We start from the raw sequence: 10,607 nt of genomic DNA, 5'->3' as shown, positions 1-10,607 counted from the left end.
CCTGCCGTAGGCGTTCTTGCTGTCGGCGGAGCAGCGGTGGGGAAGATAGCGCTGGGGGGCCTCGCTGTCGGCAAGATCGCCATCGGCGGCAGCGTAATCGGCAAGCATACCTTAAGCGCAGCCGATCCCGGGGGACTCTCGCCAGAGCAGTTCCGCACTCTGCTGGAGGAAGCCTTTCCAGGTGCGGCGGGTTGGCTGCGCAGCTTCAGGCCCTAGCCATATGACGGATAATGAACAGGAACCTCCGCAAATGCCCGGGCGAGGCAGCGGAGGTTCCTGTTTCTGCAACGGATTTTACACGACTAGCTTATTTTTCCGAAGAAGCTGCGCAGCGCCCAGCCCCGCTCCTGGCGCTTCTTGTACCTGGGCAGCGAACGGTAGACGGCAACGGATTCGGCAAAAGCTTCTTTCGCTTCGGCCTGCTGCCCAAGTGACTTGTACATCGAGCCAAGCAAATAATACGCTTCGCTGGACGAAGACTGGATTTCCTTGAACTCGTGCAAATAATGCAGCGATTTATCGCGGTCACTGTGACGGAAGCCTTCCGCCAGGCGGAGATAAGGCTGACCGTACTGCACTCTCTGATTAATCTCAAGTCCCCGCAGCATCTGGATCTCCCCTTCTTCCAGTTGCCCCAGCTTCAGATTCGCATATCCCAGATCAACCCAATACTCCGCAGACTGCTCATAGCGGTCCTCAATCCCCAGCAGCAGCTCCTGCGCCTCCCGGTATTTCTTCCGTTCCGCCAATAGACGGGCCAGCTCGAACTTGGAAGTAACATCATTGGGGTTAAGCGAGATCTGAGTGCGGAGTCTGGAGATTTGTCTTGCTCTGCGAAAAGGTCTGGCGATGCTCGGGAATATCCCCACATAACGGCGGTCGATAAAATACACAACCGCAAGCAGAATAAGGAGCGCGAGAAACGGATTCCCCACTAGATTCCACAGAAGCATAAAACCGATAAATTTAAGCATGATACCCCTCCAAAAGATAGTGTTGCTGTCAATATCAACTGGGCGTAAACAATCCACATGCATTATAACATCCTTTTTCTCGGCAGAAAATGGAAGCTGCAATTCAGGGTAGTTCATTTGTCGGCTCCGGGTGGGCCGAAAGAACGGTTTTGGCGAGTCCCAGGAAACTTGCTACGCTGCGGCGCGTCTATAGATTAAAGCAACTTCGCAGAGTCACTCGGGGCGCCTGGCAGGATGAAGGCCAGAGGATAGATACTATTTTTCCGATTATCCATATAAAAATGTTTGGAATTGGAAAAAGGCGGGTAATAACAACACAAGCGAAGGAAGCGATTACTAAAGGAGGCCAAAGACAGTGACCTTAACCGTACATAACCTTATGGCATTCGATCAGCAGTATTTCAGACCGCATCCGGCAGTCGCCCAAAAGCGGGAAACCGCCCATGAGAAAAGCCAGAGCTTTCAGGACATCCTCAATGAGAAGATGAACTCCGGCGGGGCAGGCTTGAATAAGCGTAATCGATAAGTTCATCATAACAGGCCGGCAGCCTGCTGCGATAGCGGAACGCCGGCTTTTTGCTGCCCCTTTTGATTCATGCACGGAAAATGGAAGATCCGTTCCCCGCATCATTTTACCTGACCTCGAAGAACTCGCAGTCTCTCCGCGAATAGTAGGTCAGGTCGCTGACTCTGGACTGGATGACAACATCCGTATCCGTGAAGCGGACTACCGTCGCGCCTGAATTGATCAGGTGATCGTTCTGGAACACGCGGACAGGCAGCTGCCGCTCCATCGCCTCCTGAAAGTCATGGTCGGTGATTAAAGGTCGGTTAATCGGCATAAATAAAGTTCCCCTTTTAACGTAATAATGGAGTAAGTGAAAGGTACAACAAGTATACCAATCGAACCGTCCGCAATGCCAGTCTGCCCCATAGGCCGCGCAGCATCCGCCAGAACAAAGGGTCTATCCAGAGCGCCTTCCTGATTCCGCGAGCCAACAGAAACTTGCTTTGAAAGCGAACTCTCCATTATACTTGTGGAAACTTTCAGGCGGGAGGTGATCTTGTGAAGACAAAAAATAATATCGCGTATATTCCGATTATTCTGCAATGGGCACTTAACGCGGCGCTGGTCGTATTGGCTATTATCCTTGTCATCCTGCTTGGCAAGGAGACGATTTACATCTTCGGCTTCATCAATGACGGCGAGCATCTGACCAAACTGGACTTGCTGGAGGCTCTGCTGATTTATTTTTTGTATTTCGAGTTCATTGCCCTGATTATCAAGTACTTTGAAGCGCATTATCATTTCCCGCTCCGTTACTTCGTCTATATCGGCATTACGGCGATGATCCGGCTGATTATTGTTGATCATGAAAGCCCGTCGGATACACTGATTTATTCGGGAGCCATTCTGCTGCTGGTCATCACCTTGTATATCGCCAACAGCAAGCTGCTCAAGAGAGAGAGCTGACAGGACGGCTGCATACGCCGCTTAATTGGAACAGAACGCTTACCGGATACGGGAAGCGGGACTGTTCTTTTTTTTGCGGTTGTTTATTCCATTTGCGAATAGGGTGTATCCAATTCCGAATTGCTGCCCTTTTCCTTCAAACGGTACAATGTAACCATCTTGCGCAGCCGAAAAAAGGAGAGATTGTCAAAATGTCAACCGTCAACCCATCAGTCAGGGCAAAATATGACTTGCGTTCCTCGCTTGAGATTCTGAAGGCGGCCCAGGGCCAACTTCTCTATACGGACGAGCCGGTCGATCCGCATGCGGAACTGTCCGGAGTATACCGCTATATCGGAGCCGGAGGAACCGTCCGGCGGCCTACCCGCGTTGGTCCGGCTATGATGTTCAACAACGTGAAAGGGTATGAAGGAGTGCAGGTGCTGATCGGCCTTCTGGCCAGCCGCGAGCGTGTTGGACTGATGCTGAACGAAGCTCCGGAGAAGCTTGCTTTTCTGCTGAAGGATGCGGTAAATACGCCGGTCGCCCCCGTGACGATACCTAGAGAAGAAGCCGTATGCCAGGAAGTCGTATACCGCGGGGATGAGCCGGGCTTCGATATCCGCAAGATTCTTCCGGCGCCGACCAATACGGAGGAAGACGCGGGTCCCTATATAACCATCGGAATGGCCTACGCTTCCGATCCGGAGACGGGCGAGTCCGACGTTACCATTCACCGCCTGTGCGTACAGGGTGCTGACGAAATCTCGATGTACTTCGTGCCCGGCCGCCATATCGACGCCTTCCGCATGAAGGCGGAGGCGGCGGGCCAGCCGCTCCCGATCTCGATCAGCATCGGCGTCGATCCGGCCATCGAGATTGCGGCCTGCTTCGAGCCGCCGACAACGCCGCTCGGCTTCGACGAGCTGACGATTGCGGGCAGCCTGCGTGGCCAGGCGGTCGAACTGACCGATTGCCTCACCGTTAAGGCCAAAGCGATTGCGAACGCCGAGTTCGTTATCGAAGGGGAACTGCTGCCGGGGGTCCGCGTCAGGGAGGACCAGAACACCAATACCGGCAAGGCGATGCCGGAATTTCCGGGATATACGGGGCCTGCCAATCCCTCCCTGCCGGTCATCAAGGTCAAGGCGGTCACCCATCGCCGCAATCCGATTATGCAGACCGTGATCGGACCCAGCGAGGAGCATGTCAGCATGGCCGGCATTCCGACGGAAGCGAGCATCCTTGGCATGGTCGAGAACGCGATGCCCGGCAAGCTGCTGAATGTGTACGCCCATTCCTCCGGCGGAGGCAAATATATGGCCGTGATGCAGTTCAGGAAAAGCGTCGCCAGCGACGAGGGACGCCAGCGGCAGGCGGCGCTGCTTGCATTCGCGGCTTTCTCGGAGCTGAAGCATGTCATTCTGGTCGACGAGGATGTCGATATTTTCGATACGAATGATGTGCTGTGGGCACTGAATACCCGTTACCAGGGAGATGTGGACACGATCACTATTCCAGGGGTACGCTGCCATCCGCTTGATCCTTCGCAATCGCCGGAGTACAGTCATACCATCCGTGAAAAGGGCGTTTCCTGCAAGACGATCTTCGATTGCACCGTCCCTTTCCACCTGAAGGATCATTTCAAGAGAGCGGAGTTCAAGGAAGTGGACGCGCGCCGCTTCGCGCCGTCGCTGTTCGAGTAATCGGCTGATGAAGGAGACATAAGCATGCCAGTAGGACCGATAGTTAACGCTTTGGCTGTATTCTTAGGCGGATTGATAGGCGCCTTTTTGGGCGAGAAGATTCCGGAGCGGCTTCGCATTGCTCTGCCGTTGACCTTCGGCGCGGCTTCCATGGGGATGGGGGTCAATCTGATTGTCAAATTGCATATGCTGCCGCCGGTGGTGCTGTCCCTGATCATCGGCAGCGCGATTGGGGAATTGATCAAGCTGGAGAAGGGAATCGAATGGTGCGCCCAGAGGGTCCGGGGACCGGTGGAGCGCTTGTTCTCCGGCGGGGGAAGCAGCCTGGATTCCAAGTCTTTTATGGAGAAATTCGTCGGAATCGTCGTATTGTTCTGCGCCAGCGGGACCGGCATTTTCGGCGCGTTGAACGAAGGGATGACCGGAGACTTTACTGTACTGATCTCCAAATCGTTTCTCGACTTTTTTACCGCCGCCATTTTTGCCACGGCGCTCGGCTATCTCGTCATGACGGTCGCGATTCCGCAGTTCGTGATCCTGCTTGCGCTATTCCTGAGCGCGGGATTCATTCTGCCTGTCGTGACGCCGGAAATGATCGCCGATTTCACCGCCTGCGGCGGCATGATTATGCTGGTCACCGGGTTTCGAATCAGCGGGATCAAGTCTTTTCCGGTAGCGAACATGCTTCCCGCCCTGCTGCTGGTGATGCCGGTATCGCAGCTGTGGACCCATTTTGTCGGATAATCATTCGGACCACTTAGAATCAAGCTGACAGGAGAGGAGGCTGCAATGGATATCGTTGTCGGTATATCGGGTGCGACGGGCACGGTCTATGCCGTGAAGCTTCTGGAGATGCTTAGGGAACAAGGGGTGAATACCCATGTCATTATCAGCGGCTGGGCGAAGGCGAATCTGGAGGTCGAAACGACGTACAAGCTGTCTTACCTGGAAGGGCTGGCAACTTATCTGTACGATAACCGCGATCTTGGAGCGAAGGTGTCGAGCGGGTCCTTTTTAACGGACGGCATGATTGTTCTGCCCTGCAGCATGAAGACGCTGGCGGCCATCGCTTCGGGATTCACCGATTCGCTGATTTCAAGAACGGCCGATGTGATGATGAAGGAGGGCAGAAAGCTGGTGCTTTCTCCCAGGGAGACGCCCCTGAACGCCATTCACCTGGAAAACATGCTGAAGCTGGCGCGAATTGGAGTCCGGATCGTTCCTCCTATGCCATCTTTTTACAATAATCCCCAAACGATCGATGACCTGATCACCCATCAGGCCATGAAAATTCTCGATCAATTCGGGATTCATCTGAAGCACGACAAACGGTGGAACGGAACTGCCGCCGGTTAGACGGACTGCCGCACAAAATCAATGAAGGCTTTGGCCGCCGGGGTCAATTCTTTATGCTTGGGAGCCGCGAGGGCCAACGTGCTGACCGCCGGGTTGTTAAGCGGCACAATGCTCACGCCCTCCGGCTTAAAATATTCCACAACCCGCTTCATCAGCAGCGATACGCCGAGTCCTTCGGCTACCAAAGCGATGATCGTCTCGATCCGGCTGTTCGTATACAGCACATCGGGCGTGAAGCGGGCTTTTTGGCATTCCTCCAGACAGGTGCGGTAAATGCCGGAGGCGGGATTCAGCAGTATGAACTTTTCCGAAGCGGCATCCTTCAATTCGATGCCTGAACGCCCCGCCAGAGGATGGGCCGCAGGCACCACAAGCGTCAGCTCATCGCTCATCAGCGGATACATCCGCACCAGATCATCCGGAATATAGTTGACGCGTATCAGCGCGACATCCACCTCCGAGTTGCGGAGCATGCCAAGAATCAGATCATTTTCTTTCTCGGTGATCTCCAATCGGATCTGCGGATATGAGATGCAGAAGGAAGCGATTTTTGAAGTAATGCCGTACTGCGACATCACCGGGATCGCCGCCACGGATAAGAAGCCTTTTTCCAGCAGCGAGTGCTTTTTCATATTCGAAATCATTTCGTTATAATTCTCCAGCAGCTTTTCCGCGTACATGGCAAAGTCGCTTCCGGCCGCCGTAAGGCTGATGTGCCGGGTCTTCCGGTCGATCAGCAGCGTGTTCAGCTCGTTCTCCAGCGCTTTGATCTGTTTGGAGAGAGCCGACTGCGTCAGACACAGCTCGTCTGCGGCGAGGGAGAAGCTTTGATATTTCTTAATGGCCATAAAATAGATCAACTGCTGAATATGCAAGACTATCACCCCTGCGAATCTATAATGCCGCCCATTCCCTGAACAGCTTGAAATCCGCCTCCACCTGGTCGGCATAGGCGGCGGCCCAATGAGACAGATGGCGGGCTGGAAGCTCCGGGTCCGGTCCCATCGCCCTGGCGATTTCTTTCTCGCTGTGATAGGGGAGAAGCCCTTTGTTCACATCGGCGTCCGCTCTGGCGTGCATTTTGGCCGTAATCCGGGCCATCAGAAGAAGTGTGCGCTCCATATCCTCGAACGAATCGATATCCTCAAGCTTTAATCTTTTTTTGTAGGGTGAACGCTCCCTGACATAGAATTGCCTGTCGTCCATTGTGAAGAAACCGAGATAGGGATCGGCTTTATGGTGCATGGCCTGCTGGGTCGCCGTGACCCGCTTGCCCTGATGCCCGAAGTAATGCCAGAACGACTCGGAATACGGCATGAAATAAGCCGGAATCGGGACGCGCACCTCTTTGGCCTCAAGCACTGTGTCTTCCGCGCCCGCGTGGCCTTCGCCCTCGATCAATATATAGTAGCGATTCAGCCCGATCGATGCCGTCCCCGAGCCGTGCTTTACCGCGATATCCTTGATTTTGTAATGTTCGGGTTCGGTTTTACGGGAATTCAGTGTGTCCAGATAGAACGGCCAAGCGTGCTCCAGCATCTTCTGCTCGGCCGCACCGGGCACTTTCAGCTCCTCCGTCTCCAGGAATATCCGGTCATCCTGCACAAGAGAGGTGACTTTTTCGAGAAAATGTGCGCTTTTTCGTTTCTCCAGCTTCCGCAGCAGCTTCTTCACCGGTCCCTTTGCCGAATCCTCATCGACCTTGAATTTGCCCGGATTGTCCTTGTCATCACAGAAGGCTTGAATCTGTCTGTAGTACTCCTTCACATACGTTTCAACGCAGTCCCATTGATCTTCAAGAGTGTAGCCAAGCTCCCGGCAGACCAGCACAATACTCACGGACATCCGGAGCAGATCATAAAGGTAGGAGCCTACATAGCCTTCGTCAAAATCATTGACATCATAGACCAGATCTCCGTCCTCGCTCCGAAAGGCGCCGAAATTCTCAAAGTGCAAATCCCCCTGTATCCAGGTTGGGCGGTCCGGGGAGGAATGGTAGGGGAAATACTGTCTTGTGGCGTCGAAATAGAACAGATAGGCGCTTCCACGGAAAAAAGAGAAGGGACTCAGCAGCATCTTGCTGTATTTCTCCGCTCTTTTGCCTTCGTCAAGCTTCATAATCTTCCCGTCAAACTCATTAAAAATGGAGATCAGCGTCTGCTGCCGCAGCTTTGTGCGTGTGCGGATCACGCCTTCGGTAATGCTTTTGTCGATCATGCGGGACCTCCCTGGCATTAATTTGAAGCTGTCGCAAATAATCTAACATGAATTCGGATTTCAAACAAAAAAGTTTATAAACTATAGTTTCCTTGCTATAATAAGCATCGGTCATGCAAAAAATAATAGATTTCGTGCTAGTAGATGTCACATTTGATGACAAGGTAACGCTAAATTAGACAGATGGAGTGATGAATCTCATGGAAAATAGTAAAATATTGATCATAGACACCGATACGGCAGGCGACGACTGTACGGCGCTGCTGATGGCTCTCCGCTGGCCGGGAGTGGAGGTCAAGGCCATTACAACGGTTGCGGGCAACATCCCGCTGCACCTGTGCACGCGCAATGCGCTGACCACGCTGGAAACGGCGGAGCGTCCGGATGTGCCGGTCTACCCCGGCGCGGTCAAGCCGCTGATGCGGGGGCTGTTCACCGCCGAGCATGTGCATGGCCCCGACGGGATGGGCGGCTCGAACTTTCCCGAGCCTTCGCTGAAGCCCCGGGAGGAGCATGCGGCGAATGCGATTGTCCGTCTGATCAACGAGCATCCCGGAGAGATCGAGATGATCGCTCAGGCGCCGCTGACGAATCTGGCGCTTGCCTATTCGCTTGATCCGTCCATTGCCGGTAAGCTGAAGCATCTGTGGGTGATGGGCGGAGCGAATAATTTCTTGGGCAATGACAGCCCGGCGGCGGAATTCAATTTCCTCGTCGATCCGGAAGCGGCGCATATCGTGGTGCATGCCGGATTCAACCTGACGATGGTCGGCTGGGATGTGTGCCACCGGCAGCCGGTCATGGCGGAGGAGCAGCTGCGCTTGATCGAAGCGATGGATACCGAATTCTCCCGCTTCTACATGAAGGTGCTGCGCACCAATATGGAGCGGGGGCTTAAGCAGCACGGGTTCCGGCGGCTGTCTCATCCGGATACGCTTACGGTCGCCATGGCGATCGACAACCGCGTCATGGCCCGGTCGAATCGCTACTATATTGACGTGGAGCACAAGAGCGAGCTGACCAAAGGCTACAGCCTTGTCGACCTGAACAACATTCTCAAGAAGGAGCCGAACGCCGAGGTGTGTCTTGAGGCGGACCTTGAGCGGTTCCGGGAGATGGTATTTTCACTCCTGAAGCAGCGATAGTATAAATAGTAACATAAGTTGCGGCCTATTGGCTTGTTTAAGTGGGGAGATCAAAGGATTTGAGAAACGGAAGCTAAATTATATATAATTGAATGATTAGCAGGCTAAGGATGTGGCGAATATGCTGAAAGACAAGATCAGGAACAGGAAGACCGGCATTTTAACATATGGAATGACACCGCCCAAGGCAACGCATCCCCCGGAAAAGCTTGCGGAAATTTCACAGAAGCAGTGCGAGAGAATCCGGGATTTGGATATTGACGCCTTGATTCTGTACGATGTTCAGGAGGAAGCGGACCGGATTGAACAAGAAAGACCTTTTCCCTATTTGCCGACCCTTGATCCGACCACGTACAGCAATGTATATCTAAGCTCATTGTCCGTTCCAAAAATTATTTACCGCTGCGTGGGGAAGTATTCTGAAACGCAATTGGTGGATTGGATCAAGTCGGATGAGCCTGGGGACAGGTATTCAGTGTTTGTGGGCAGCTCCTCCAGCCAGCAGCAGGTTAAATTGGACTTGGCCGAAGCCTATCAGTTAAGCAAGCGGCATAACCGGGATTTGACTCTCGGGGGAGTTGTCATTCCGGAACGGCATATGACCAAGAATGATGAGCATCTGCGCGTTGCCAATAAAGTCAAGAACGGATGCAGCTTCTTCGTATCACAGGCAACTTATGATGTGGAGGCCTCGAAAAATTTCTTGTCCGACTATTATTATTACTGCACGGATAACGGGCTGGACATGGTGCCCATCTTGTTTAACATTGCGCCATGCGGCTCCCCAAAAACACTTGAATTTATGAAATGGCTCGGCATCAGCATTCCGAAGTGGCTGGAGAACGACCTGAAATACTCCAGTGATGTATTGGACAAGTCGATAGGCCTGACTCAGAAAATCTTTGCGGAGCTTCTGGAATTTGGACTGGAAAAGGGAATCCCTGTCGGATGCAGTGTAGAGAGCGTGTCGACAAGGAAAGTGGAAATCGAAGCCTCGGTCCAACTGGTGAAAGACATCAAAGCGATCCTGGATAAAAAGCTGAGCCCGGCCGCTGTAATCTAGGCTGGACAAGCTGTTGCGCATGGAAAAATGACATTCATTCCCAAACGGGATGAATGTCATTTTTTGTGAGTCAAGTGTCCCGCCCTACAGGGGGCGGAATGGAGGCGGAGGGATTATTCGCTGCCGGTGGAGGAGCCGTTGCTTACCGTATGGCAAGCCGGGCAAAAGCTGCCGCCGCAACCCGCGGATCATCGGCCCCGGCAATGGCCGATATGACCGAGACGCCGTCCGCGCCCGCAGCGAGGACAGGAGAGGCGTTCTCCGCCGTAATTCCGCCAATCCCGACCATGGGGATGGCAATTCCTTCTGTGCGCAGATTATGGATCAGAACCGTGCCCTGCACCGGTCTTGCATCGTCTTTGGAGGATGTAGGATAGACCGGCCCGATTCCGAGATAGTCGGCTCCGTCTTCAATGGCCTGCCGGACCTCCTCCGGCGTGTGCGCGGATACGCCGATGATTTTGCGGCTCCCCAGCCGTTCACGCAGAACCCGCGCCGACTCGTCGTCCTGACCGACATGCACGCCGTCGGCGTCAAGCTCTATCGCCAGCTCGATATCATCATTGACGATAAACGGAACGCCGTGGGCGCGGCATATTCCCTGAAGCTCCCGCGCCAGGCTTATCTTGGCCTCGCCGGTCAGCGCGCCCGCGCCTTTTTCACGGAACTGAAAGATCGTAACCCCTCCGGCTA

At 53.8% G+C, this 10,607-nt stretch carries 13 protein-coding genes; 8 read left to right on the top strand and 5 right to left on the bottom strand.

The window, feature by feature from the left end; all coding sequences use genetic code 11:
* A partial coding sequence (locus L692_RS33345; protein WP_025703087.1) for a hypothetical protein occupies window positions 1-216 on the top strand: 216 nt, incomplete at its 5' end.
* Between the two features lie 86 nt (window positions 217-302).
* Here L692_RS33345 and L692_RS0127020 read toward each other — a convergent pair.
* Complete coding sequence (locus L692_RS0127020; RefSeq protein WP_036725925.1) at window positions 303-974, bottom strand: tetratricopeptide repeat protein; 672 nt, start codon at window positions 972-974, stop codon at window positions 303-305.
* Between the two features lie 355 nt (window positions 975-1,329).
* Here L692_RS0127020 and L692_RS32225 point away from each other — a divergent pair, with 355 nt between their 5' ends.
* Window positions 1,330-1,500: a hypothetical protein gene (locus L692_RS32225; RefSeq protein ID WP_156940601.1), complete on the top strand. Its 171-nt coding sequence runs from the start codon at window positions 1,330-1,332 to the stop codon at window positions 1,498-1,500.
* A 106-nt stretch (window positions 1,501-1,606) separates the two neighbouring features.
* On the opposite strand, the gene L692_RS0127010 is transcribed toward L692_RS32225, so the two are convergent.
* Window positions 1,607-1,816, bottom strand: coding sequence for a hypothetical protein (locus tag L692_RS0127010; protein WP_025703083.1), 210 nt, complete (start codon window positions 1,814-1,816; stop codon window positions 1,607-1,609).
* A 224-nt stretch (window positions 1,817-2,040) separates the two neighbouring features.
* Here L692_RS0127010 and psiE point away from each other — a divergent pair, with 224 nt between their 5' ends.
* The 4 genes from psiE to L692_RS0126990 all read left to right on the top strand — a co-directional run bounded on the left by psiE (window position 2,041) and on the right by L692_RS0126990 (window position 5,489).
* The gene (psiE, locus tag L692_RS0127005; RefSeq protein ID WP_025703080.1) at window positions 2,041-2,448 is read left to right on the top strand and encodes a phosphate-starvation-inducible protein PsiE; all 408 of its coding nucleotides are present in this window, start codon (window positions 2,041-2,043) and stop codon (window positions 2,446-2,448) included.
* A 191-nt stretch (window positions 2,449-2,639) separates the two neighbouring features.
* Window positions 2,640-4,133, top strand: a complete 1,494-nt coding sequence (locus L692_RS0127000) for a UbiD family decarboxylase (protein ID WP_025703078.1) — start codon at window positions 2,640-2,642, stop codon at window positions 4,131-4,133.
* 24 nt (window positions 4,134-4,157) lie between these two features.
* Window positions 4,158-4,877: a DUF554 domain-containing protein gene (locus tag L692_RS0126995; RefSeq protein ID WP_025703077.1), complete on the top strand. Its 720-nt coding sequence runs from the start codon at window positions 4,158-4,160 to the stop codon at window positions 4,875-4,877.
* Between the two features lie 45 nt (window positions 4,878-4,922).
* Entirely contained in the window at window positions 4,923-5,489 is a 567-nt protein-coding gene (locus L692_RS0126990; RefSeq protein WP_025703075.1) for a UbiX family flavin prenyltransferase, read from the top strand.
* Here the strand turns inward: L692_RS0126990 and L692_RS0126985 are convergent.
* Window positions 5,486-6,364 carry a LysR family transcriptional regulator gene (locus L692_RS0126985; protein WP_051503601.1) on the bottom strand — a complete coding sequence of 293 codons (879 nt, stop codon included), beginning with the start codon at window positions 6,362-6,364 and terminating at the stop codon, window positions 5,486-5,488. The genes L692_RS0126990 and L692_RS0126985 overlap by 4 nt on opposite strands.
* Before the next feature lie 19 nt (window positions 6,365-6,383).
* Window positions 6,384-7,706 (bottom strand): DUF2252 domain-containing protein, encoded by a 1,323-nt coding sequence (locus L692_RS0126980; protein WP_025703072.1) that lies wholly within the window; start codon window positions 7,704-7,706, stop codon window positions 6,384-6,386.
* A gap of 200 nt (window positions 7,707-7,906) precedes the next feature.
* On the opposite strand from L692_RS0126980, the gene L692_RS0126975 reads away from it, so the two are divergent.
* A complete protein-coding gene (locus tag L692_RS0126975; RefSeq protein WP_025703070.1) occupies window positions 7,907-8,851 on the top strand; it encodes a nucleoside hydrolase in 945 nt (314 codons plus the stop codon).
* 121 nt (window positions 8,852-8,972) lie between these two features.
* The gene (locus tag L692_RS0126970; RefSeq protein WP_025703069.1) at window positions 8,973-9,914 is read left to right on the top strand and encodes a methylenetetrahydrofolate reductase; all 942 of its coding nucleotides are present in this window, start codon (window positions 8,973-8,975) and stop codon (window positions 9,912-9,914) included.
* Window positions 9,915-10,056: 142 nt separating this feature from the next.
* On the opposite strand, the gene thiE is transcribed toward L692_RS0126970, so the two are convergent.
* A partial coding sequence (thiE, locus tag L692_RS0126965; RefSeq protein ID WP_025703067.1) for a thiamine phosphate synthase occupies window positions 10,057-10,607 on the bottom strand: 551 nt, incomplete at its 5' end.

This window comes from Paenibacillus forsythiae T98 (assembly GCF_000520735.1).
Classification (GTDB): Bacteria; Bacillota; Bacilli; order Paenibacillales; family Paenibacillaceae; genus Paenibacillus_AQ; species Paenibacillus_AQ forsythiae.
This window is presented reverse-complemented; position numbering and strand designations above follow the sequence as displayed.

Coding starts and splice junctions, on each gene's coding strand:
- L692_RS0126990 (WP_025703075.1), top strand. CDS start 4,923: ATGGATATCGTTGTCGGTATATCGGGTGCGACGGGCACGGTCTATGCC.
- L692_RS0126980 (WP_025703072.1), bottom strand. CDS start 7,706: ATGATCGACAAAAGCATTACCGAAGGCGTGATCCGCACACGCACAAAG.
- L692_RS0126970 (WP_025703069.1), top strand. CDS start 8,973: ATGCTGAAAGACAAGATCAGGAACAGGAAGACCGGCATTTTAACATAT.
- L692_RS0127010 (WP_025703083.1), bottom strand. CDS start 1,816: ATGCCGATTAACCGACCTTTAATCACCGACCATGACTTTCAGGAGGCG.
- L692_RS0127020 (WP_036725925.1), bottom strand. CDS start 974: ATGCTTAAATTTATCGGTTTTATGCTTCTGTGGAATCTAGTGGGGAAT.
- L692_RS0126995 (WP_025703077.1), top strand. CDS start 4,158: ATGCCAGTAGGACCGATAGTTAACGCTTTGGCTGTATTCTTAGGCGGA.
- L692_RS0126975 (WP_025703070.1), top strand. CDS start 7,907: ATGGAAAATAGTAAAATATTGATCATAGACACCGATACGGCAGGCGAC.
- L692_RS0127000 (WP_025703078.1), top strand. CDS start 2,640: ATGTCAACCGTCAACCCATCAGTCAGGGCAAAATATGACTTGCGTTCC.